At 64.3% G+C, this 24,006-nt stretch carries 21 protein-coding genes; 2 read left to right on the plus strand and 19 right to left on the minus strand.

Annotated elements, in window-relative coordinates:
• The first annotated feature begins 48 nt into the window (after positions 1-48).
• On the plus strand, positions 49-762 hold the full coding sequence (locus tag ACTIEZ_RS00505) for a VOC family protein (protein ID WP_439544681.1): 714 nt from the start codon (positions 49-51) through the stop codon (positions 760-762).
• Here ACTIEZ_RS00505 and bchO read toward each other — a convergent pair.
• The 19 genes from bchO to bchF all read right to left on the minus strand — a co-directional run bounded on the left by bchO (position 759) and on the right by bchF (position 22,087).
• The gene (gene bchO / locus ACTIEZ_RS00510; protein WP_439544682.1) at positions 759-1,643 is read right to left on the minus strand and encodes an alpha/beta fold hydrolase BchO; all 885 of its coding nucleotides are present in this window, start codon (positions 1,641-1,643) and stop codon (positions 759-761) included. The genes ACTIEZ_RS00505 and bchO overlap by 4 nt on opposite strands.
• The gene (locus tag ACTIEZ_RS00515; protein ID WP_439544683.1) at positions 1,643-3,391 is read right to left on the minus strand and encodes a magnesium chelatase subunit D; all 1,749 of its coding nucleotides are present in this window, start codon (positions 3,389-3,391) and stop codon (positions 1,643-1,645) included. Before ACTIEZ_RS00515 ends, bchO begins: the two co-directional genes overlap by 1 nt.
• The gene (gene bchI, locus ACTIEZ_RS00520; protein WP_439544684.1) at positions 3,388-4,404 is read right to left on the minus strand and encodes a magnesium chelatase ATPase subunit I; all 1,017 of its coding nucleotides are present in this window, start codon (positions 4,402-4,404) and stop codon (positions 3,388-3,390) included. Before bchI ends, ACTIEZ_RS00515 begins: the two co-directional genes overlap by 4 nt.
• A 68-nt stretch (positions 4,405-4,472) precedes the next feature.
• Complete coding sequence (locus ACTIEZ_RS00525) at positions 4,473-4,784, minus strand: DUF190 domain-containing protein (RefSeq protein ID WP_439544685.1); 312 nt, start codon at positions 4,782-4,784, stop codon at positions 4,473-4,475.
• Positions 4,781-5,749, minus strand: coding sequence for a sodium-dependent bicarbonate transport family permease (locus tag ACTIEZ_RS00530; protein WP_439544686.1), 969 nt, complete (start codon positions 5,747-5,749; stop codon positions 4,781-4,783). Before ACTIEZ_RS00530 ends, ACTIEZ_RS00525 begins: the two co-directional genes overlap by 4 nt.
• Positions 5,750-5,792: 43 nt before the next feature.
• Complete coding sequence (locus ACTIEZ_RS00535; RefSeq protein ID WP_439544687.1) at positions 5,793-7,484, minus strand: hypothetical protein; 1,692 nt, start codon at positions 7,482-7,484, stop codon at positions 5,793-5,795.
• Positions 7,485-7,561: 77 nt separating this feature from the next.
• Entirely contained in the window at positions 7,562-8,785 is a 1,224-nt protein-coding gene (hemA, locus tag ACTIEZ_RS00540) for a 5-aminolevulinate synthase (protein WP_439544688.1), read from the minus strand.
• 20 nt (positions 8,786-8,805) lie between these two features.
• Positions 8,806-9,654, minus strand: a complete 849-nt coding sequence (gene puhE / locus ACTIEZ_RS00545; RefSeq protein ID WP_439544689.1) for a putative photosynthetic complex assembly protein PuhE — start codon at positions 9,652-9,654, stop codon at positions 8,806-8,808.
• A 16-nt stretch (positions 9,655-9,670) separates the two neighbouring features.
• Positions 9,671-10,756: a magnesium-protoporphyrin IX monomethyl ester (oxidative) cyclase gene (gene acsF / locus ACTIEZ_RS00550; RefSeq protein WP_439544690.1), complete on the minus strand. Its 1,086-nt coding sequence runs from the start codon at positions 10,754-10,756 to the stop codon at positions 9,671-9,673.
• On the minus strand, positions 10,756-11,049 hold the full coding sequence (locus ACTIEZ_RS00555; protein ID WP_439544691.1) for a hypothetical protein: 294 nt from the start codon (positions 11,047-11,049) through the stop codon (positions 10,756-10,758). The genes acsF and ACTIEZ_RS00555 overlap by 1 nt, the downstream gene beginning before the upstream one ends.
• Positions 11,049-11,606: a photosynthetic complex assembly protein PuhC gene (gene puhC / locus ACTIEZ_RS00560; protein WP_439544692.1), complete on the minus strand. Its 558-nt coding sequence runs from the start codon at positions 11,604-11,606 to the stop codon at positions 11,049-11,051. Before puhC ends, ACTIEZ_RS00555 begins: the two co-directional genes overlap by 1 nt.
• A complete protein-coding gene (gene puhB / locus ACTIEZ_RS00565; protein WP_439545072.1) occupies positions 11,603-12,217 on the minus strand; it encodes a photosynthetic complex putative assembly protein PuhB in 615 nt (204 codons plus the stop codon). The genes puhC and puhB overlap by 4 nt, the downstream gene beginning before the upstream one ends.
• A 67-nt stretch (positions 12,218-12,284) precedes the next feature.
• A complete protein-coding gene (gene puhA, locus ACTIEZ_RS00570) occupies positions 12,285-13,058 on the minus strand; it encodes a photosynthetic reaction center subunit H (RefSeq protein WP_439544693.1) in 774 nt (257 codons plus the stop codon).
• A 312-nt stretch (positions 13,059-13,370) separates the two neighbouring features.
• Positions 13,371-14,069 (minus strand): magnesium protoporphyrin IX methyltransferase, encoded by a 699-nt coding sequence (gene bchM / locus ACTIEZ_RS00575; protein WP_439544694.1) that lies wholly within the window; start codon positions 14,067-14,069, stop codon positions 13,371-13,373.
• A gap of 25 nt (positions 14,070-14,094) precedes the next feature.
• Positions 14,095-14,994 carry a ferredoxin:protochlorophyllide reductase (ATP-dependent) iron-sulfur ATP-binding protein gene (bchL, locus tag ACTIEZ_RS00580; protein ID WP_439544695.1) on the minus strand — a complete coding sequence of 300 codons (900 nt, stop codon included), beginning with the start codon at positions 14,992-14,994 and terminating at the stop codon, positions 14,095-14,097.
• A gap of 13 nt (positions 14,995-15,007) precedes the next feature.
• A complete protein-coding gene (locus tag ACTIEZ_RS00585) occupies positions 15,008-18,703 on the minus strand; it encodes a magnesium chelatase subunit H (RefSeq protein WP_439544696.1) in 3,696 nt (1,231 codons plus the stop codon).
• Positions 18,693-20,300 (minus strand): ferredoxin:protochlorophyllide reductase (ATP-dependent) subunit B, encoded by a 1,608-nt coding sequence (gene bchB, locus ACTIEZ_RS00590; RefSeq protein WP_439544697.1) that lies wholly within the window; start codon positions 20,298-20,300, stop codon positions 18,693-18,695. Before bchB ends, ACTIEZ_RS00585 begins: the two co-directional genes overlap by 11 nt.
• A gap of 3 nt (positions 20,301-20,303) precedes the next feature.
• On the minus strand, positions 20,304-21,584 hold the full coding sequence (locus tag ACTIEZ_RS00595; protein WP_439544698.1) for a ferredoxin:protochlorophyllide reductase (ATP-dependent) subunit N: 1,281 nt from the start codon (positions 21,582-21,584) through the stop codon (positions 20,304-20,306).
• Positions 21,581-22,087, minus strand: coding sequence for a 2-vinyl bacteriochlorophyllide hydratase (bchF, locus tag ACTIEZ_RS00600; RefSeq protein WP_439544699.1), 507 nt, complete (start codon positions 22,085-22,087; stop codon positions 21,581-21,583). Before bchF ends, ACTIEZ_RS00595 begins: the two co-directional genes overlap by 4 nt.
• A gap of 457 nt (positions 22,088-22,544) precedes the next feature.
• Between bchF and ppsR the strand changes: the two genes are divergently transcribed.
• Positions 22,545-23,975, plus strand: coding sequence for a transcriptional regulator PpsR (gene ppsR, locus ACTIEZ_RS00605; RefSeq protein ID WP_439544700.1), 1,431 nt, complete (start codon positions 22,545-22,547; stop codon positions 23,973-23,975).
• Positions 23,976-24,006: the final 31 nt, after the last annotated feature.

Consider the following 24,006-nt stretch of genomic DNA (forward strand, 5'->3'; position numbering starts at 1 on the left):
CGGCATGGCGGGCGATGGCGGCAATGACCGCCTTTGGGGGAGAGTGGGTTGTTCAGATTACGGCAGATTGCAGTGGTGGCGCCGGAATTGGCGCCCGTGGTGGCGGCTGGCTGCGCGACTTTGGGCGCAGATGTGTGTTTCCGCGATCCGGGGGTGGCGAAATTCGGCCTTGAAAATGCGCTCTGGTCACTGGGTGGCACGTTTCTGGAGGCACTGGCCCCGATCACCGCCGGCACCACCGCCGGCCGCTATCTGGACCGGCGCGGCGGACCGACCGGATATATGCTGATCCTGGACAGCGACGATCTGGCGCCGGTGCGGCTGCGGCTGGCGATGATGAACATCCGCATCGTGGAGGATGTGGACGTGCGCCAGCACGGCGCATCGGCCAGGGCGCTGCACCTGCATCCGCGTGACACCGGCGGCTGCCTGCTTTCCATCGATCATCATGCCCCCGATCCGGGCATGATGGGCAGCTATGCCTGGGCCGGGCCGGATTGGCACCGCCACACCAACCCCGGCCTGACCATCACCGGCGCCGTGATTGCCTGCGAAAACCCGCAAGTGATCGCCATGCGCTGGAGCACGATGCTGGTGCAGCCCTGGCAGCAACGCGCCGACCGCTGGCGGCTGCAACTGAACCACGGCAGCATCGATTTCGTGGCCATCACCGACGATCGCGGCGAAGGCCTGAGCGCCATCCGCATCGCCGGCCTGGCCGCCCCCACAAGGCTGAGCGGGCTGGACCTGTTGCCGGATTAGGCCCGCAGCACGCCCATATCGCGCCCAAACGCCGCGATCATCTCGGCATGGCGATCCGGCGCTTCCTCGTGGGCCAGATGGCCCAGCCCCGCCAAGCCGTGGTGGACAGCGCTTGTACCGTGCGCCGTCAGCCGCTGCGCCACTTTGCGGGACGTGTCGGGCGGCACCGTCTTGTCACGCTCCCCGTGCAGCAGCAGCACCGGGCATTTCACGCCGGCAATGCTGCGCTCGATGGCATCCAGATCCCAGTGCGCCATCAACGCCAGCGCGCCGCCGGTGTGGGCACTGCTGCGGAACAGCCGTTCATAATGGGCAATCTGTTCGCGGCTGGAGCGGGACCCCGTCCAGCGCGCCATCAGATCGGGCATGGATTGCAACCGGGTGCTGAACGAAAACAGCGCCGGCATTAGCGGGTTGACGAACAGGGCCTTGGCAATGCCCGGAAACGCCTTGCCAACCCCGGCGAACGGCAGCAGCGCGCCGCCCATCGCGACGACGCCCTGCGGCGCCAGCAACCCGCGGGCCACCGTCATGAAGGCAACGGCCGCCCCCACGCTGTGGCCCAGGATCAGGGCCGGCGCCAGGTTCAGCTCGGCCATCAGCGCCGCCACCGCCTTGGCGACATTGTCCGGCCCCGGTGCGTTCATCTTGCCGGTAAAGCCATGGCCGGGCAGATCGGGAATCACCACCCGGAACTGCTGCGCCAGCAACGGCGCCAGATCGGCGAAACTGTGGGTGGTGGCACCCGTGCCGTGGATCAGCAGCAGCACCGGCGCATCATCCGGGCCAGCGACCTGCACATGCCATTTCAGCCCGCCCGCGGTCACGAACCGGCTCCATTCCCGGTGCGGCACATGGCGGCCATCGACATCCCAACGCATTACAGACCTCCCGATGCCTTCACCGCTGCCACCACCGATTTGGCATCGACACGCGGCAGAGTCACCAGCCGCGCCCCCATCGCTGCCGCCAGTTCGGCCCCCTGCGGCCGCGGCCGCGGCGCGCAATCGATGAACACGCAAGCGATGCCAGCCACCCGAAAGGCGCGGGCCGCTGCCAGTGCCGCTTCCTGCGGGCTGATCTTGCCATCGCCGCCCACGTTCGCCCGGCCATCGGTGAGCACCACCACCAGCGGCGACCGGCCCCGGCCACGTTCGGCCTCCGCCACCTTGCGCGCCATGTCCAGCCCGGCAGCAATCGGCGTGCCGCCACCGCCAGCCAGCCCGGCCAGCTCCTTGCGGGCCCGCGGCAGGCTGCGGGTGGGCGGCAGCGCCAGCGCGGCATCCGTGCCGCGAAACGCCACCAGCGCCACTTCGGCGCGCTTCACATAGGCTTCGGCCAGCAGCAGTTCGATGGCGCCCTTGGCTTCGGCCAGCCGCGCGAACGCCGCCGACCCACTGGCATCCACGGCAAAGATCGTCGTCGATTGAGTCTGGGCGATATAGCGGCGGATGCGCAGATCATCGGTGCGGATCGCCAGCCGGCCATCGTCGCGCGCCGGGCGGACCTTTTGCCAAGGCGCCGCCGACTTGATGGTTTCAATGAGCGCCAGCCGCGCGCCGCGCCCCGGCATGCCCGGCCTCACACCCGCCGGGCGCCCGCTGGTGATGCTTTTCTGCTTGGCGCCGGACGATCCGCTGGTCTTGGGCGCCTTGCTGATCGTACCGGCCGCCAGCGCATCGAGCAGGCCGGGCGGCAGCGCGGTTTGCGCGGCGTCCAGCACCATGTCGGTGGGATCGATCGGGGGTGGCTCGGGCTGTTCCTGATCGTCGCCTGGCGTGTCGTCGGATGGGGGCGGCGGTTCGGGCGGTTCCTGATCAGGCGGCGACTCTTCCGGAGGCGGTGGCTGCTCGTCCTCCGGTGGGGGTGGCGGCATGCGGGTGGCGCGTGGCCCCAGCACCAGCGCGGCGGCGGCGGCCATGTCGGCTTCGCGCAATTGATCGATGGCATCGCTGCGGCCATCGGCGCGGGCATGGGCGCGGGCCACCCGCAACGCCAGGATCGGCGCGCGGATGGAGGCGATGCCGAGCGCCGCCGCCGCCACGCTGAGCGCGGTTTCCGGATCCTTCGCCACTGCGCCCGGTTCGGCCAGCATCGCCAGCGGCGGCGGCGCCTCGCCGGCCAGCAGCGCCGCCATCGGCAGGCGCACGGCGTTCAGATCGATGTGGATGGCCAGTCGTTCCGCCAATGATGGCAGCACGCGCTCCCGTTCGGGATCATCCGGATCGCCTTCATCGAACAGGATCAGCACCGGCGCATCATCATCCAGCGCGGTGGCCAGCCTTGCTGCCAGCGCCGGGTTCAGCCGTTCGGCCATCGGCACCAGCAGCATTTGCCCGCGTGCGTCCTGCAGCAGCCCGGTGCGGTGCACCGGCTTGCCGCTGGCCAGTGTGGCGGTGAGATCGAGGCCGCCATCCAGCGCCTCGGCATCGGCGCTGCCCGGCAGGCGGCGCACGGGCAGCACCATGGCCAGCGCAGCCATCCAGGCATCGCGCACCGGGCCGGGCCGCGCGCGCAGCAGGATGCCACCCACCCGGTTGCCCGCCGCTGCGATGATGTCGATGGAGTCAAGGGCAAGCGCCCAGCGTTCACTGCCGTCGTCCTCGCCGTCACCCGCGGCTTGGGTCATGCCGGGATCAGTTCCGCCAGCGCCCGGGTGATGCGGGCGGTAGAGCCGGTTTCATCCAGCACATTGCGGCGCAGCCGGTGGCGCAGCGCCATCACCGCCACTTCGGCGACATGATGCGGCTTCACCTCTTTCTTGTGGGCCAGCGCCGCCTGCGCCCGCGCCGCACGCAGCAGGGTCAGTTCGCCGCGCAGGCCATCGGCACCCACCGCCGAGCACAGCCGCGCACCCAGGCCCAGCATCTCGTCAGCCACCTGCACCTTGGGCAGATATTTGCGGGCACGGGCGATGGCATCCAGTGTCGCCTCTTCGCTCTCGCGGAAATCGGCCACGAATCCGGCCGGATCACGATCGAAACGGTCGCAACGCTTCACGATCTCGATGCGGTCGCCCATGTCGGTGGGGGTGCGCACATCCACCGACAGGCCAAAGCGATCGAGCAACTGCGGGCGCAATTCGCCCTCCTCGGGGTTGCCGCTGCCCACCAGGATGAAGCGCGCCGGGTGACGAATCGACAGGCCTTCGCGCTCGACGACATTGGTGCCCGACACCGCCACATCGAGCAGGAGATCGACAAGATGATCCTCCAGCAGGTTGATCTCGTCGATATAAAGAAAGCCGCGATTGGCCTTGGCCAGCAGACCAGGCTCAAAACGCTTTTCCCCCGTCGCCAGCGCGCGTTCCAGATCGAGGCTGCCGACCACGCGATCTTCGGTGGCGCCCAGCGGCAGATCGACGAACGGCACCTGCGCCTCCTCGATACGCTTGCCGGCGCGTTCGCGGCAGCCTTCGAAGCAGGCCGTGCGGTCATCCGGCGCGCAGCCATAGCGGCAGCCGGGCACCACCTTCATCGGCGGCAGCAGGCCGGCCAGCGCGCGTACGGCAGTGGACTTGCCGGTGCCGCGATCGCCGAACACCATCACGCCGCCCAGTCGCGGCTCGACAGCGGCGAGCAGCAACGCCTGTTTCATCTCAGCCTGGCCAACGATGGCCGTGAACGGGAAAGTCATTCGCATGGGGCCTGCCTTAAGCGGCGCGCAGGCTGCCAGCAAGCATTCAGGCGAAACGCCGCAGGTTCCAAGCGTCAATCGAACTTGGCGCCGCGCACCACTTCAACGTCGGAAATCAACAGCATCAAGTGATGGCTTTCGAGCATGGGTGCCAGCTTTTCGACAAAGGATGTCGCGTGATCCTGGCTGGTGATCAGCATGAGCAGGACCTTGGCGGTTGCGCCGGACAATTGATCGTCACGCCAGCGGCCATGCGCGCCGGCGCCACCCATTGTAGGCAACAGCGTGTGGTGGATAATGCCAACATCGTTGGCGATGCGCACGATGGCCGGGATCAGCGGTTCATCGGCCAATACTTCGATGCGGCGGCGGAGAATGGTGGTCATGTGCGGATCAGGGGCCAAAGATGGGCAGCAAGCCAGCCATAATAGCTGATGCCGATGGTGAGGTTGAAGGGAAAGGTGACGGCCAGGCTCATGCCCAGATACAGGCCAGGGTCTGCAGCCGGCAAGGCGAGGCGCATCACGGCCGGCACGGCGATATAACTGGCGCTGCCCGCCAGGATGCCGAGCGCCGCCGATGATCCGGCATCCAGGCCAAGTTCCATGCCGAGCAGCACGCCAAACGAGCCGTTGAGAATCGGCAGCAGCAGCGCCAGTGCGACCGTGCGCAGAGAAAGTGCACGCCGATCCAGCAGGCGCCGCGCCGCGATCAGGCCCATATCGAGCAGAAAGATGCACAGCATGCCGCGGAATGGCACATCAAACACCGGCGCGATCGCGGCCATGCCGTCTGCCCCCGCCACCATGCCGATGATGAAACTGCCGAGCAGCAGGATCACCGAGCCATTGAGAAATGTTTCATGCAGCAACCCGCCGCGCGGCGCCAGACTGTCGCCGCCACCGGCCCGCGCCAACAACAGGCCGGAAATGATCGCCGGGGTTTCCATCAGCGCCAGCACCGCCACCATATAGCCCGCGGGCGCCATGCCGGCCTGGCGCAGGATTTCAAATCCGGTGGCAAAGGTGACGACGCTGACCGAGCCATAATGCGCCGCCACCGCCGCGGCGTTGGTGCGATCCAGTTGTCCTGCAGTGCGCAGCAGCCAGAACGCCGGCAGCGGCAGCAGGAACGACAGCGCCAGCCCCGCCCCACCCGCCAGGGCCATATCGTGGGTAAAGCCGAGTTCGGCGACCTCGCTGCCGCCGCGCAGGCCGATCGACATCATCAGGTAGAGCGAGATGCCCTTGGCGACGGCTTCGGGAATGGCAAGATCGGACCGGGCAAATGCCGCGAGCGCACCGAGCAGAAAGAACAGCACAACCGGCTGGAGCAGAGCGTCGAGTGCCATCGTGGCGGGCATTAAGGTGACGTAACGAACGGCGCAAGAGGGTCTAGATGCCCAACGGCTTCAGCAGCGCATCGACTATCCCCTCCAAGCCGCGTTTGGCGCCGCGCTGCAACCGGCTGTTCATTGGCGATTCTTCGGCGATCAGCACGCCGGCACCGGCCGCAATGCGATCCTTCAACAACGGCTCTCCGCCGAACAGATAGGGAATGAAGGTTTCGGTGCGGCCCGTTGTATAGGCAATGCCAGCGGAGAAGCCGATCAATTGGTCCTGCCCGATGCTGCGCCCCATGACGGCCGCCTCGATTCGCACCCCGCGCCCGCCGGTCAGAATGATCTCGGCCGGGCCATGGAACACCAGAAACCTGAGCTGCCAGGTCAGCCAGGCGTTCAGCGTGCAGAGCCGCCAATGGCTGGTGATCCTGAGCGGCATAGCAACCGGTTGCACGACGCCGGCAATGGCGCGCGGCTGCAACACGGCAGCGGCGCCCGCTGGCAGCGACAGGACGGCAATTTCGGCAAACGGATCACGGGTGGCCGATACGGTCACCACATCGCGCGCCTGGCCTTCGATGCGCGTCAGAAAATAGAGGCCGGACGCCAGGCTGCTGAACGGATGACGGCCATCGAGCAGCCATTGCGTCGCCTTGGTGCCTGCCAGCGAAACGGATTGCACAAAGCCCTGTCGCACCAGCAGTTGCTGGCCCTCAACCAGATTGATCGCGCGCGAAACCGAAGATCGCTCTGTGGGCAGCGGGATCGGCGCGGCATCCGCAAGCAACTGGATCGGCCGCTGCAACGTCGCCAGCGGCGCCAACACCCAATAGAACAGGGTGCGGATCGCAAAGGGCGCCAACACGATCCCGATCAGGATCCAGAAGGCCGGCCACAATTTGTCATGTATGCCGAGCCGGACATACCATAGCCGCGCGGCCCGCTCGATGGCGGTTTCCAGCTTGTGGCTTTGGGCTGTTCGAGCAGCCTGCAGCGCAGCCAATGGTTTCTGCAAGCTGGCTATCGCGACGTTTGGCGTCGCCAGCGTCGCAATATCGCCGATTTCGCGGCGCGCTTGCTCGGCAAAGCGAAGCGCCGCAATCGCCACGTCCCGCTTGCGGCGGTTTTCCTGCTGCCGTTCCCGATAGATTGTTGCAAGATCGCGCGGCGGCAGGCTGCCACGCATATAGCGGCGCGGCGACAATCTTGACGGCAGAGCGGCGATATTGGCCGCATCGGCAGCGATGGCGGCATCCAGCGCCGCAATATCTTGCCGGTGCCTGGCAATCTGGCCATCGAACGACAGGGCGCGGCCACGCGTGGCCACATTGGTTCGCAGCAGCGTCAGGAACTGCACTTCCTGCGCAATCAACCCAAGATCGATCTCGCGGCGGGCATTGGCGGCGATCGCTTCACGCGGGCTGCGCAACAGATCGAATCTGTCGGGCTTGCGGTCCGCCAGTTCCCGCTCTTGACGGGCCAGTTCGGCCAGTCGCGCATCGATGGCGGCGAGGGACGTGCGTTGCGTCGCGTCGAGGCGGGTAACGGCTCGGCCTTCCAGCGTCTGCAACTGGCGGCGCACATCGGCCGCCGCCGCATCAAGTCTGGCGATCGAGCCTTGCAGTGCGGAACGTGACCCGGGATCAGGAACAAGCTGCGCGGCGACCACCATCACCGCAAGGACGAGCACAAACAGCAGCGCGTGGCGGGCGATCCAGCCGAACAAGGCACGCAGCAGCGACATGCAGCAGCGTTAGCGGGCGGTGGCGGCGGAGGGAAGCGCGGGGCCCGAACCCTGGGCCCCGTCGCTGATAACGGATATTATGCTGCCGCTTCCACGCGATGCAGGGCGCACTGGCCCCAGATATCCGACAGCGCCCTCACCAGGCGATCGATGTCATCGTCGCTGTGCACCGGGCTTGGCGTGATGCGCAGCCGCTCGGTGCCGACCGGCACGGTGGGATAGTTGATCGGCTGCACATAGATACCATGATTGTCCATCAGCCAGTCGCTGATCATCTTGGCCTTCTTGGCGTCGCCCACCATCACCGGAATGATATGGCTGGGATTTTCCAGTTGCGGAATGCCCATCTGGCGCAGTGCGGCGCGGACCTTGGCCACGCGCTCCTGCTGGCGCTTGCGCTCGAACGGGCTTTCTTTCAGATGCTTTACCGACGCCAGCGCACCCGCCGCGATCGACGGCGGCAGTGCCGTGGTGAAGATGAATCCGCTCGCAAAGCTGCGCACGAAATCGCACAGCGCCTTGGAGGCCGAGATATAGCCACCAACCACGCCATAGGCCTTGGCCAACGTGCCTTCGATCACCGTCAACCGGTCCATCAGGCCTTCGCGTTCGGCAACGCCGCCGCCGCGCGGGCCATACATGCCCACCGCATGCACTTCGTCGATATAGGTCATGGCGCCATGCTTGTCGGCGACGTCGCAGATTTCCTTGATCGGCGCGATATCGCCGTCCATCGAATAGACGCTTTCAAATGCCACCAGCTTGGGCACCGATTCGTCATACATGCCGAGCAGCCGATCCAGATCTTCCGGATCATTATGCTTGAACACGTGGCAGCGGGCACGGCTGTGGCGGATGCCTTCGATCATCGAGGCGTGGTTGAGCGCATCGGAGAAGACGACGCAGCCCGGGATCTTGGACGCCAAGGTGGAGAGCGCTGCCCAATTGGAGACATAGCCCGACGTGAACAGCAGTGCGTCTTCCTTGTTGTGCAGGTCAGCCAGTTCCAGCTCAAGCTGGCGATGCACATGCATGGTTCCCGAAATGTTGCGCGTGCCGCCGGCTCCGGCGCCGGAGCGATCCAGTTCTTCGTGCATGGCGACCAGCACGTTCGGATGCTGACCCATGCCAAGATAATCGTTGGAGCACCACACGGTCACATCCTGGGTGGAACCATCCGGCAAGTAGCGCGTGGCATGGGGATAATCACCCTGGTGCCGCTGAAGTTCGGCGAACACGCGGTAATTTCCGCGCTCTTTCAAGCCGTCCAGCGCGTCCCGGAAGTGCGATTCATAATCCATTCGAAATCTCCCGGTGCCGTTCATTGCACGGCGTTTTGTCGCACCGCAAGGGGTTTTGTGTCAGTTTGAGGTGCCAATTTAGGGGATTCTCCCTGCATGGATGCACCTCGGTTGCGGGCGTGCTGGGGCATGGCCCAGCGGAAAATGGCGGTGTCTTGCCAGGGCACCACCAGGAAACCATGTTCGATGAAGGCCAGCGCCACCAATGCGAACGCCAATGCATAGCCGGTGGCGATGCCGCCCTCGCTGTGCAGCGCCAGATCGGCCAGCCAAGCCGCCACCATCGCGATGCTGGTCACCGATGCCAGGAAAAACCAGCGCGGTGGGGCAATACGAAAATAACTCGACAGGTAACGCATGTGATCCGGCATCATTTCTGTCGATAGATGTGGCACACCGGCGAAGATATTGAACTTGGCCGATAGTCGCATGACAAATAGCAGCAGGAAGGTCAGCGTCGCGGTCTGATTGGCCTTGCCCCACGTGAAGGCCGCCATGGCCAGCACGCAGGCAAACATCGCGACCTCGTGATAGATCAACGTGGCCGCCGCCAGCCGAAACCGCTGCCAGCCGCGCGCGTCCGGCGGACATGGCTTGCGATTGGGGCCGGTGACAAAGCCCATCAGGAACGACAATTCGTGCCAGCCCCACAACACCAGCGCACAGGCAAAGGCCACATAAGCGGCCCAGGGGCTGGTTTCTTCGGCCGTGGCGATGATGCCGCCCATGGCAAATCCCGATGCCACGGTGGCCAGCGTGATGCTGACCGGCCAGGTGTGACTCGGCAACTTGTCGAGCCACAGCACAAAGCCGGTGGCGACAAACCACAGCACGGTGGCAAACAACAAAGGCAGCGCAAACTCGGTCACGACGATAACGGTTGGCTTACCAGACCGGGGCCATGCGGACGTTGGGCGTCACGTCGAGCTTGTCCACCGGATGGGTATAGAGGCGCACGAAGGTAAAGGCCGCCTTCAACGACAGGCCGACACGCTTGATCTTGCCCATCACGCCGCCTTGCGCGACCGCTGCATCGATCGCGTCGCTGGTGGTGCGCATGGTTTCCAGCAGCGCGCGGTAGGACGGCGCATCGGTCTGCAAACCGATCGGAAACACCTGGCGCGTGATGTCGGTGGTGATGCGGAACACCCGGAAGCCGAACTCGGTCGGGTTGATCCCGAACGCATTGTACAGCGCCGGCCGCTTGTGATCGCGCACATACATGGTGGCGTAAACCGCGTTCAGGAAGAAACGGATCCACAGCACGTTGAGGCCCGACGTGAGCTTCGGATCGGACCGCATCAGCAGCGCGAAGGCTTCACCATGGCGATACTCATCGTTGCACCATTCCTGGAACCATTTGAAGATCGGATGGAACCGCTTTTCCGGATGCTTTTCCAGGTGACGGTGGATGGTGATGTAGCGGGCGTAGCCGATCTTTTCCGACAAATAGGTCGCATAGAAGATGAACTTCGGCCGGAAGAAGGTGTATTTCTTGGTCTTGGTCAGGAAGCCGAGATCGATGCCGATGCCGGCATCCTTCAGGCTGTCGTTGATGAAGCCGGCATGACGGCTTTCGTCGCGTGCCATCAGCTTGAACAGCACCTTCGCGTCCGGATTCTTCATGCGCTTGGTGATTTCGGCATAAAGAATGCAGCCGGAAAATTCCGATGTCATCGATGACACCAGGAAATCGACAAATTCCGGCTTCAGCGTCGGGTCCATGGCAGCGATCACGCCGTCGAATTCCGGGGTGCGTTTGAAATGCTTCTTGTTGGGATCGGCCTGCATCTCGGCGATCAGGCTGTCCCATTCCGCGCGCACGCCCGACACATCGATGCGGTCCATCGCGTCATAATCGGTGGTGTAGAACCGCGGCGACAGCACCGTGTCCTGCGTGGCAATTGCCATCGCATCGTCCTTGGTGAGCCCCACGCTGCCATCGGCCTTGATCGGTGTCACGGCGTTCATCACGGCTTCTCCGAACTGAAGGTGATCTCATACAAATCGGTCAATTCCCACTGGGCGCGCAGCCGGGTCCAGGCGCGTTCCCATGGCGTCGCTTTCCACACGGTCGCCGGGCGGCGCAGCGTCAACCGCTCACCGAACGGCAGCTTCACCGCGGCGCCGTGCACCTTCACCTGATCGCCCGGGCCAAGCTGGTAATCATCGTCCAGTTCGACATGGGCGTGCAGATTCTCGAACGTGTGCTCGATTTCGATCGTGCACTGCGTATCGAAACGGTCGCGGCTGAACAGGCCCATCAGCCCGGCCCGCTCAGGAATGGCGCCGAGGACGGCGCCGGCATCGCCGGAATGATTGGCTGGTCCGGCACGCCGCTGCCACCCTTTTGATAGGGCACCAGCAACTGCGCAAAGGCTGCGCGGTTGGTCTGGCCGAAACTGCCCAGTTCGAGGATGCGGCCAGTGGACTTGTCTTCCAGCGTCAGCGCGCCGTCTTCCCACTGGGTCACGGTCACGGGGCCAGTGCGCGGCACTTCGTGCAGGCGGCGTTCGCGCATCATGCCGCGCATGACGCCGCGAATGAAGCCGGTGTTGGTGCCTGGCTGGAAAATGAACACCAATTTGTTGGCAATCACATCGGTGACGAGCAGTGCGCCATCGGCGCGGTCTTCGAATCGGAAATCACGTGATACGGCCGGCATCACCTGGCGCCGCGCGCGCGATTCTGGCGCTGTCTCCGGCGCTGGCAACACACCCACACGAATGCTGCCCACGGTCAGGACCGCGATGCCAATCAGCGCGCCGGCTGCGTAAAGCGCCGACTTGGGAAAGCGTTCGTTGGTGAATTCACCGCTCATGCGGCTGCGCCTATCATGTTCGGCACGGTGCCGGCATCCGCAGAAGCCGCAGTGGCCCGCGCCGGATCGGCCTTGGCCAGCGCATCCGACAACAGGGGCACAAAGCTTTCCGGCACGGATCGCAGCATCGGCTGCGGCGAACCGAACTTCCATGGCCGCACATGCGGCCACATCTGCAGATAGGCGAGCGGGAAGCGCACCGTGGGCGTGAGCGACACATCAACAATGCCGCTGCCGGCCGCCTTCACGTCAGCGCGGCCAACCAGTGCCAGCGGCACATTCACGCATTTCGGCAGCGCCACGCCAAAACGCAACACCACCCGCTTGTTGGTCAGCGTGTAGATCGTCGATTTGGCCTGCGCCCGCGCCAGCACGGCGAGCACAGCCAGACCGAGCGCGGCCACGGCCATCGTGACCAACGCACCGGTCAGGCCGGTGCCGCCAGCAACAAAGGCCAGACTGGCCACAAACACGAACCAGATCATGACCAGGCGCGCGTGAAACACGCCGCGCGCCACGCCAAGCCAATCCGGCGTGCCTTGCCAGAGGATTTGCTCCCCTGGCGGCAACCGCCCGGGCAGACCCGGGATCGGCTCGTCTTCATACTCCATCGACACGCGGCGCTCCGTCCATTCCGTTCCAGTGTCGGCCCAGACCCTTCAGGCCTTCGGGGCCGGATCAGATCAGCGGTTCTGCCCGCTCCGGCGTCGCCCACAGATAGCCGGCGCCGAAATAGGCCGTGATCTTTTCTTCTTCCAGCAACGTCACCTGATCGGGCGATTTGGTGCGCGGCACCTTCGCGAACTGCGCACCCGTGATGGCGTCGCTGATTACGCCGCGGCGCGACACTTCGGCCATGGTGATCGGCAGCAGCACGCTACCAGCGCCGCCCGGCAGATCGACTTCCAGATAACGCAGGCAGGATTCCGCCCGGTCCATCCACAGTTCCTTGACCGTGCCGGCCTTGCCACCGTCCAGACCGAAGACCGGCAGGCCGCGCGGATCGACGTCGTTTTCATGCACACTCACCGGGTGATGAATGAGCCGGGTCGGCACGATGCGCGGTTCGCCGTGCATGTCGAGATCCGGGTAATCGGCGCGCTGCGAGATCGACGCCGGACCAAGGCCGGACGTCAGCTTGTCACCGACCACATCCAGCGGTTCGCCGGACCAGGCGCGCGGCAGAACATTGGTCGGCATTGGATCGCGATCGTTGGCGGTCGGGGTAGTGATCTCACCACGGCCATGCGGCAACTTGAAGGTTTTCGGCGGCTTGAAGAACAACGGCTCGGTGCCGCCATGTTCAGCACCGTGCAGATCGTCTTCCACCGGATAGCCTTCGCGGCGGTCTTCGCCGCGCAAATACCAGACGAGGCCGAGGAAAAAGAGGAAAAAGGCGAAAAACGTGAGTTCGGCGATATCAAGGCCACCCACCAGATGCACATTTGTCATGCGAGGCGTCTCCCCTCAGAAAAAACCATCATTCTGGCTGGTTTCAGCCAGACCATATCAGCGCGACCACCACGGCCCGAACCCCACTGCGCCTGTGGGGTGCCCAACAAACCCGTGCGTGCGCACGCAACACATTGCGTCAGACCTAACACGTCAACCGCAACCCAGGGTAGTGCAGAACATGACGCAATGGCAATGTCTTGCAAGGCCCGTAGAGCATTATGACCGGTCTGAAGCCGATTCGACCTGCCCCACCCCATGGATGTGGCGAGATGTCGCAGGTGCGACCGCAGTGCCCAGGCGAACCATCCCTCATCCCAACAGGACTTCCTGGGCATGACTGGTGTAAAATCCACGGCTTACCCGTTGGTCGCGGCCGAGGCGGGCCAGCGGGACGCTGCGCGACAGCCGGGATTTCAGCAAGTCATGCGCGACCGGGATGATGCTGGGTGACCGATCCGATTTCGGGAAGAACTGGCCCACGGCGCGCGCCGTGCGCAGCAGCGGGGTGCCCGGCGCAAAAGTGAACAGCAAGCTGTGCCGCGCACGCTCAGCCAGTCGCGCCGTCGCCGCTGCAATCTGGTCGCTTTCATAATGGATCAGCACATCCATCGACACGATATGATCGAACTCGCCGAAACTGGCATCGAGCATGTCGCCGGCGTGCAGGCTGATCGCGCCCTTCACGTCATCGGGCAGCCGCTCCTTGCCGATCTCGATCAGTTGCGGCGACACATCGATGCCCACCACCTCGGCGCCGCGGCGTGCCGCCTCGATGGCCAGCATGCCGGTGCCGCAGCCGGCATCCAATATGCGCCGCCCCCGCAGATCCTGCGGCAGCCACGCCAGCAGGGTATTGCGCATTTCCTCGCGCCCGGCTCGCACCGTGGCGCGGATCTTCGATACCGGCGCATCGCTGGTCATCGCCGCCCAGGCATCAAGCGCAGTCCGGTCGAAATAGGTTTCCAGCCGGGCGCGCTTGGCTTCCCAGCCCGGCGCGTGTTTGGGCATATGAGCGTTCATCGGGGCTTGTCTGTCACTCGAAACCGAGGAAATCAAAAATCTCGCGGTCCTTCATCGGCTTGGCCAGATTGGGTTCCACACCGGCCCACAGCAGGGCGGCCAGCCGCTTGTACTCATTCTGCGCGGCCAGGATTTCCGGCGTTTCGTCCATTTCGAAAATCGTGCACTTCTTCAGGCGCGAACGGCGGATGGCATCGAGATCGGGCAGGTGCGCCAGCCGGTTGATGCCGGTGGCACCGCAGAAGCGATCAATCTCGTCGGTATTGGCCGAGCGGTTGGCGATGCAGCCTGCCAGGCGCACTTCGTAATTCTTCGATTTGGCTGCGATGGCGGCCATGATGCGGTTCATCGCGAAGATCGAGTCGAAATCATTGGCCGTCACCACGATGGCGCGTTCGGCATGCTGCAACGGTGCAGCAAAGCCGCCGCACACCACATCGCCCAGCACATCGAAGATCACCACGTCGGTATCTTCCAGCAGATGATGCTGCTTCAGCAATTTCACCGTCTGACCAACGACATAGCCGCCGCAACCGGTGCCAGCCGGTGGGCCGCCGGCCTCCACGCACATCACGCCATTATAGCCTTCGAACATATAATCTTCGGGCCGCAGTTCCTCGTGATGGAAATCATGCTGTTCCAGCACGTCGATGACGGTGGGCATCAGTTTCTTGGTCAGCGTGAAGGTGCTGTCGTGCTTGGGATCGCAGCCGATCTGCAACACGCGCTGGCCAAGCAGCGAGAAGGCCGCCGACAGGTTGGACGAGGTCGTCGATTTGCCGATGCCGCCTTTGCCATAGACGGCGAACACCTTGGCGCCCTCGATCTTCTGCGAAGGGTCGAGCGCGACCTGCACGCTGCCCTCGCCATCGCCGGGACCGATTTTGCGCGTCTTGTCGATGATCAGCGTCATGTCTGTCTTCTCCTCACGCGGCCAGCGAACCGGCAGGCGCAACACCTTCTAGTTGGTCTTCGATCGCATCGGTGGCCGCATAAAGCGCGGCCAGCGTCTCGGCATCGGGCTGCCAATATTGGCGATCCGCTGCTTCGATCAGCCGGTTGGCAATCTTGGCGGCAGCACGTGGGTTCATCTCGGCAATGCGCTGCCGCATCGCATCGTCCAGAACATAGGTCTCGCTGATGCGGCTGTATACCCAGGGATCGACCTGGCCGGTGGTGGCGGACCAGCCCATGGTGGTGGTCACCGCGGCTTCGACCTGGCGCACGCCTTCATAGCCATATTTCAGCTGGGCTTCGATCCACACCGGGTTGAGCGTGCGGGTGCGGGTTTCCAGCGCCACCTGCTCCTGCAAGCTGCGCACCTTGCCGGACCCTTGCGTCTGGTCACCAATGTAAACCGGCGCCGATTCGCCGCCCTTGGCGCGCGTCACCGCGCGGCTGATGCCGCCCAGCGTATCGACATATTGATCGATGGTGGTGATGCCGAGTTCGACACTTTCGAGATTCTGATAAGCGCAGTCCACCGTCTTCAGCGCGCTGGCGAGCAGGCCGGGCTGGCGCTTGGGCTTGCCATCGACGCCATAGGCATAGCCTTTCTGCTTTTCATAGACGTCGGCCAGCTCGTTGGGGTCGGTCCAGCCGGCGCTGTCGATCAACAGGTTGACGTTGGCGCCGTACGCACCTTCGGCGTTGGAATAGACGCGCAGCGAAGCGGTGGCCATGTCGCAGCCATGCTCTTCCAGATAGACGAGGCTGTGCTTGCGGATGAAGTTCAGATGGCCCGGCTCATCGGCTTCAGAGGCCAGCAGCGCGGCTTCGGCGAGCATCTTGGTCTGCAGCGGCAGCAGATCGCGGAACACGCCGGACATGGTCACCAGCACATCGATGCGCGGGCGGCCGAGGGTTTCCAGCGGGATCAGCTCTGCACCCGCCAGCCGGTTGTAGCTGTCGAACCGCGGCTTGGCCCCCATCAGCGCCATCGCCTGCGCGACCTGCGCGCCTTCAGATTTCAGATTGTCCGTGCCCCACAGCACCATGGCGACGGTTTCCGGCAGCTTGCCGGCGTCTTCCAGGGCGCGATCGAGGATGCGCTGCGCCTGCGCCGCACCATCCTTGCAGGCATAGGCCGACGGCAGCCGGAACGGATCGAAGCCGTGAATGTTGCGCCCGGTCGGCAAAATCTCCGGATCGCGCAGGATGTCGCCACCGGCCACCGGCGGCACATAGCGGCCGTCAAGCGCGCGGATCAGCCCGTTCATCTCGTGATTGACCGACAGCGCGGCGTTGAGATTGACCAGTTCGCGCAAGGTTGGCGTGTTGGGCACAATGCGGCCGTGAATCAGCTTTTCGACGGTGTCGCGATCGATGATTTCACCGCGCGCCTGGGCACTGGCCAACAGCATGTCGATGCGGGCGTCTTCGCTTTCCGCGTCGCCAAACACGTGCAGACCCTGCGGGATCAATTCCTGCTCGATCTCATAGAGCTTGGCGGCAAGCTTCGACACATCGCTGCCATCCAGATCCATGGCAGCGGCCTGTTCGGCGATAATTTCTTCCAGGCCCACCAATTCCGGGCTGCCCGGCTCGGTGGAGCGCCAGCGATCGACGCTGGCCTTGATATCGGACAGGCCCTTGTACAGGCCCGAATTGGTCAAGGCCGGGGTCAGGTACGACACCAACGTCGCCCCAGAGCGCCGCTTGGCGAGCACACCTTCGGAAGGGTTGTTGGCGGCATAAAGATAGATGTTGGGCAAATCCTGAATGATCCGCTCCGGCCAGCAGCTCATGGTCATGCCGGTCTGTTTGCCGGGCATGAACTCCAGGCTGCCGTGTGTGCCCCAGTGGATGACCGCGTGCGCGCCGAAATCATTCCGGATCCAGCGGTAGAAGGCCATGAAGGCATGGGTCGGTGCAAAGCGGCCATCGAACAGCAGCCGCATCGGATCGGATTCATAGCCATTGGCCGGCTGGATGCCGACGAACATGTTGCCGAACTGCGCGCCGGTGATCAGCACGTTGCGGCCGTCGGACTGGAACTTGCCCGGTGCCGGGCCCCATTCCTTTTCGATTTCGGCCAGATAAGGCTCCGTGGCCACGATGGTTTCGGCTGGCACGAAGGCATGCACATTGGCTTCCTGGCCATATTGCATCGCGTTGCCTTCGATCACCCGGCGGCGCACTTCATCGGAATCGGCCGGCACTTCGACATCATAGCCTTCGGCCTTCAACCGGATCAGCGTGCGGTGCAGAGAATCGAACACGGCAAGGAACTGCGCGGTACCCGCCGCGCCGCCATTGGGCGGGAAGTTGAACAGCACCACCGCCAATTTGCGATCCTTGTTGGCGGCACGGCGCAATTGCACCAGCTTGACCATCTTGTCGGCCAGCGCTTCGGCGCGTTCCGGGCAGGACTGCATGGCGCGCACGCCATCCGATGGTGACCAGGTGCAGGCGCGCGAACAGCCGGTGCAGGCTTCGCCGCTGGAGTCGCTGCGGCCGCCAAACACCATCGGCTGGGTGCCGCCATCCAGTTCGGGGATGGCGATCATGATGGTGGCTTCCAGCGGCAGCAGACCCTGGCGGTTGGCGCCCCATTGCTGCAGCGTCTGGAATTCCACCGGATGCGCCGAAATATAGGGCCGATCGAGCTTGGTGAGGATTTCCTCGGCCGATTTTGCATCGCTGTAGGCCGGCCCGCCGACCAGGCTGAATCCGGTCAAGTTGATCACCGCATCGACCGTCGCGCGGCCATCCTTCATCATCAGCGTCTCGATCGCCGGCCGCTGATCGAGCCCGCCGGCAAACGCCGGGATCACATTCAGGCCCTTGGCCTCCAGCGCGCGGATCACGCCGTCATAATGATTGGCGTCCTTGCCCAGCACATAGGACCGCAACATCAGCACGCCCACCGTGCCGACCGCGCCCTGTTTCCAAGGCAGATCGGCCAGATGCTCGGACATGCGTTGCGGCAGATCGGGGTGATAAACACCGACTTCCGGATATTCCTGCGGCGCTTCCACCTTGGCCTTGCCGCGCAAGCCCTTGCGCGGGCCGGCGGCATAACGATCAACAAGCGCCGAAATCATCTGGAAGGCGTTGTCGTCGCTGCCGGCCAGCCAATATTGCAGCGTGAGGAAATAGGCGCGCACATCCTGCGCAGTGCCGGGCACGAACTTCAGCAGCTTGGGCAGGCGGCGCAGCACCGCCAATTGCGCGGCGCCGCTGTTCGGCGCGCCATCCTTGGAGGTGCCGCGCAATTTCTTCAGCCAGCCCAGCGGGCCCTTGGGCGGCGCATCCATGCGATAATCGCCCATCCGCGTCATCTTCACGACATCGGACTGGCTCATCAGGCAGACCATCGCGTCGCAATCCTCGCGGCGGGCGGTCAGCGCATCCTTGATCATGCGGATCTGTTCATCGAGGAACAGCATCGTCACCACGACGATATCGGCGCGCGCGATGTCGGCGCGGGTGGCATCCAGCGTGCCCGGCTTGTCCCAATCGGCCGCGGCGTGGAAACCGATCGACACCGGCATGCCAGCCTTCTGAAAGCGCACCCGGGCGCGATCGATGGCGCCCGACAAATGATTGTCCAGCGTGATGATCACGACATGGCAATGATCGGGCCGGTCCTGCTTCGAAGGCGGGGTGTCAGCGCGCATAATGGGATTTTGCCTCGTACAAGGTATCACGGGTGATGGTGACGATGCCGAGTTCAGCGGCATAGCGTTCGGTGTTGCGGCGGGCCTTGCCACGCACGAAAAACGGGATCTTGCCAAGTTCAGCAAGGGCTTCGGCGGTCCAGCCGCCGGGCTCGGCGGCGGCCTGGGTGACGGCAGGTGCTTCGGCCACCATGGTCGCGGTTGGCACGGCGTTCCCCACCCCCGGCCCCTCCCCTGAAGAGGCGGGGAGCGGCGCGGCTGGGGCATGACCAAGATGGCTGGCGCCGGCGGCATCGGAAAATTCGAAATCGTCGCGGAACATGGTGAGCAGATGCTCCTCCAGCCCCATCACCAGCGGATGCACCCAAGTGTCGAACAGCACATTGGCACCTTCGAAGCCCATTTGCGGGCTGTGGCGCGCCGGGAAATCCTGCACATGCACTGGCGCCGAAATCACCGCGCAGGGCAGCCGCAGCCGCTTGGCGATATGGCGTTCCATCTGGGTGCCGAGCACCAGTTCCGGTGAGGCGGCCTCGATGGCCTCCTCAACGGCAAGATAATCATCGGTGATCAGCGGCTCGACACCATATTTCTCGGCCGCGGCGCGCACTTCGCGGGCGAATTCGCGGTTGTAGCAACCAAGCCCAACGACCTTGAAGCCCAGTTCCTCGCTCGCCACCCGCGCCGCCGCCACGGCATGCGTGCCATCGCCGAAGATGAAGACGCGTTTGCCGGTCAGATAGGTCGAATCGATGGATCGGGACCACCAGCCCATGCGGCCCTGGTTCAGATCATCGGGCACCGGGATGCCGGCCGCCGCACACACCTCGGCCACGAATTCGCGCGTCGCATTCAGCCCGATCGGCACGGTGCGCACGGTTTTCTGGCGGAACGTCCGCTCCAGCCAACTGCAGGCCTGCGCGGCGATTTCAGGATAAAGGCAAATGTTGAAATCCGCCTCCCCAATCGCAACGATATCGGCCGGCGTCGCGCCCAGCGGCGCCACCAGCCGCACATCGATGCCCAGTTCGTTCAGCAACTTGGTGATTTCCGCCACATCATCGCGGTGGCGAAAGCCCAGCGCCGTTGGCCCCAATATATTGGCCAGCGGCCGGCGCGGGCCAGCGGCATCCACCGCCGGCAGCGGCTTGCGGCCCTTGTCCGCCAGCCCGCGCACGATCTGATAGAAGGTTTCCGACGCGCCCCAATTTTCCTTGCGGCTGTAGCTTGGCAATTCGAGCGGGATGATCGGGCAATCAAGCCCCATGGTCGCCGCCAGCCCGGCCGGATCATCCTGGATCAGTTCGGCGGTGCAACTGGCGCCAACGATCATCGCCTGGGGGCGGAACCGATCATAGGCCTCGCGCGCTGCTGTCTTGAACAATTCGGCGGTATCGCTGCCCAGATCGCGCGCCTGAAAACTCGTGTAGCTCACCGGCGGGCGATGATCCCGCCGCTCGATCATCGTGAACAGCAGATCGGCATAAGTATCGCCCTGCGGCGCGTGCAGCACATAATGCAACTGCTTCATGCCCGTCGCGACACGCATCGCCCCGACATGGGGCGGGCCTTCATAGGTCCAGACGGTCAACTGCATGGCCTAGACCCTCAACAGATCGCGGCGGTGAAGCGGGCGGGCGAACAATTCGGCCAAGTCACCGGCCTGATCATAGCCGTGAATCGGCGAAAACACGAGCTCGATGGCCCATTTCGTCGTCAGGCCTTCGCGCTCCAGCGGATTGGCGAGGCCCAGGCCACAGACAGTGAGGTCAGGCCGGGAGGCACGCACGCGATCGAGCTGCTTTTCGACATCCTGCCCTTCCGAAATCATCGTGCCCGGCGGCAAAGCGGCCAGTTCGTCGATCAAATGGCCCTTGTGCAAGTAAGGCGTGCCGACCTCGATCAATTCCATGCCGAGTTCACCCGCAAGGAACCGCGCCAGCGGGACTTCTAGCTGGCTGTCCGGCATGAAGAAGATGCGGCGGCCGGCCAGGCGTTCCCGATACAGCGCCAACCCCTTGCGAGCGCGTTCCCTTGGGCTCGCAATGACGTGTTCGAAGCGCGACTCCGGCACCGCGAAAGCCTGGGCGGCGGCATGCAGCCAGGCCGTCGTGCCTTCGGCGCCGAACGGAAACAACGCTGGCAGATGCACCGCGCCGCGCTTGTCCAGCGCCACCCCGGTTTCGGCCAGAAACGGCTGCGCCAGCAGATATCTTGTGTTGGGACCAACCGCCGGCATCTGCCCGGCCCGCCGCGCCGGCAGCGACACCACCTTGGGAATCCCCAGATCAACGAGCAGCCGGGTGAGTTGATCCTCGACGATATCCGGCAGGCTGCCGACAATCATCAACTGCTGCTCGTCGGTGAACGGCAGGTCAGGTGTCAGCGCGGCCAGGCAGGCATCCTCACCTTGCGTGAAGGTGGTTTCAATGCCGCTGCCGCTGTAGTTCAGCACATGCACTTGCGGCATGAAATTCTTGTTGAGTCGCTGCGCCGCCCGGCTCAGATCCAGCTTGATGACTTCGGACGGGCAGGATCCGACCAGGAACAGCATGCGGATATCCGGCCGCCGTGCCAGCAGCCGGGTAACCACCCGGTCAAGCTCCTCATTGGCATCCGCAAGACCGGCGAGGTCCTTTTCCTCGATGATGGCCGTGCCAAAGCGCGGCTCGGCAAACACCATCACGCCAGCCGCCGATTGCAGCAGGTGCGCGCAGGTGCGGCTGCCGACCACCAGGAAGAACGCATCCTGAATCTTGCGGTGCAACCAGATGATGCCAGTCAGGCCGCAGAACACTTCGCGCTGGCCACGTTCCCGCAGGATGCCATCCACACCCACCGGCGGGGCGTCGCAGCCCGGCAGAGGACCAGTCACGCTCATGCCGCCCGCGCAATCGCAAGCGGGGCGTCGGCGCTATCGTCAGCGGCAACCGGCTGAACCACGGCTGGCGCCGAAAGCCGGGCCTGGCGCAGTTTCCAGATGAACTGCGCCGCATTGATCACATAGGCCAAATAGGCTGCAAGCGCAGTCGCAAACAGCACGCCCTCATCGGCAATGCCAGTGAACAACCCGAACAGATATAATGAATGCAAAACGATGACGAGCATCGAGAACACATCTTCCCAGAAAAAGCTCTCGTGGAACAGATATTGCCCGAACACGACCTTTTCCCAGATCGCGCCTGTAATCATGATTGTATAGAGCGCCATCGTCTTGACGACGACCGACCAGACGGCCCATTCATAATTGCGGCCGGTGTTCAGATAATCCAGCACGAGATACAGGCTGACCCCGAAAATCAGGAACTGCACCGGCGCCAGCAGGCCCTGCACCAGGGTCCATTTGCTGCTGTCCCGCCGCACCCGTTCTTCGGGCGTGTACAACGGACGCCCCGACGAGGCTGACCCCGCTGCCGACCCCAATGATGACGATGCCGATGACAAGCCTTCAACCCCTCAAGCCCTTGGACGAAAACCCTATCACCCGGCCTTTGCCTGTCAACCGCGTTTGCGGCGCAACTGTCATGCCGGCGTGTCAGTCACAACCGTCAAGCCAGCCTGACGACTCCGCAAGCCACTCTCAGGCCAGTTAGCGTATTACGCTAAGGTAATGTCTGCAATTCACTCGGCAAAATTGCCCGTGAACAACCAGTTGCGTCAAACCGCGCTGTAGCATAGCCTGTGGCAGCATGTCGCGTCAGCCTTGCCCTGCCCATGCCGGAAAAATCGGCGCGATATGGGGTTGGGCTGAATTTGTTGGCGGGCACCTTTTGGCTGGCCGAACGCCGTCCGGGGAGCTCCCGACAACAGGGAATCACTGAGGGGCCGGACCGGATCGGCAATGGATGCCAATTATTTCAGCAGCATCAACGCTCTGCTCGGCGACGATATGATCGATCTTGCCGCTCTTGTCGCCAGCCGGCCCGACACTGCGCTCGCCGCGGTGCTGGCGGCGGCTGATCTGGTGCTGGTCGTTGATCCAGACGGCCGCATCCAGGATCTGCAGATCGGCAGCGGCGATATCAGCCCCGACGATGTGGCCGGCTGGCGCGGCCAATATTGGGCAGAGACCGCGCTCGCGGCCAGCCAGAACCAGATCACTGCCCTGCTCGGCGATGACGCGGCGCCCGTCTGGCATGATGTCAGCCATGGCAGCCGTGATGGTGAATTGCCGCTGAAATGGCTGAGCTTGCCGTTGCCCGAAGGCTGCCGGCTGGCCATCGCCCGCGACCGCCGCGCCGCCGCCACGTTGGAGCAGCGGCTGGCGCGCGCCCAGCAGGTCAACGAACGTGATGCGATGCGGCTGCGCCAACTCGAAGCGCGGCAGCGCCTGTTGTTCGACAGCGCCGAAGAAGCGATGTTCATCATCGATGCTGCCACCCGTCGCGTGGCAGATGCCAATCTGGCCGCCCGCCGCGCCACCGGCCTGTCTGCCAGCGCGTTGATTGGCCATGGTTTTGCCGCGCTGGTCCATCCCAATGATCATGACGCCACGCTGGCGGCGCTGGGCGCGCTCACGGCGAGCGACCAGCCGGGTCCGGTCCGCTTGCGGCTGGCCGATGGCAAGGCCTGGGCGCTGTCGGCAACCCTGTTCCGTCAGGATCGCGACACCCGCCTGCTGCTCAGAATGAGCCCGCTGGATTCGGTGACCGACCATTTCCGGGAGCATCTGGCCGACGGGCTGGAACGCCTGCCCGACGCGTTTGTGGTCACCGACGACCAGTTCGATATCGTCGCCGGCAATGGCGCCTTCCTTGATCTGGTAGGCCTGGCTCGCCACAAGGATCTGGTCGGCCAGCCGATCGGGCGCTTTGTCGGCCGGCCGGGGCTGGATCTGGGTGTGCTGCTTGCCGCCTTGCGCCAGCATGGGCTGGTGCGCGGCTTCACCACGCTGGTGCGGCCCGGCCACGCACACCCCAACGTGGGCGAAGGCGAAGCCGTTGAAGTCTCCGCCGTGTCCTCGGGCGACGCCCATGAACGCCACCATGGCTTTGCCATCCGCCCGGCGCCGCGCGCCGCCGCCACGGCCGGCCAGCCGGCGCTGTCGATCAGCCAGTTGACCGACATGGTCGGCCGCGTGCCATTGAAGGAAATCGTGCGCGAATCGACCGATCTGATCGAGCGCATGTGCATCGAAGCGGCGCTGATCTATTCCGCCGACAACCGCGCATCGGCAGCCGAGATTCTCGGCCTGTCGCGGCAGAGCCTCTATTCCAAACTGCACCGGCACGGCTTGGGCAATCTGGGCGAAAACAGCGCCGATATCGATTGAGCCCCTGTCGCAGTGGCATTTGGTTGCAGGC

Source organism: Sandarakinorhabdus sp. (assembly GCF_051860625.1).
Lineage (GTDB): Bacteria > Pseudomonadota > Alphaproteobacteria > Sphingomonadales > Sphingomonadaceae > Sandarakinorhabdus.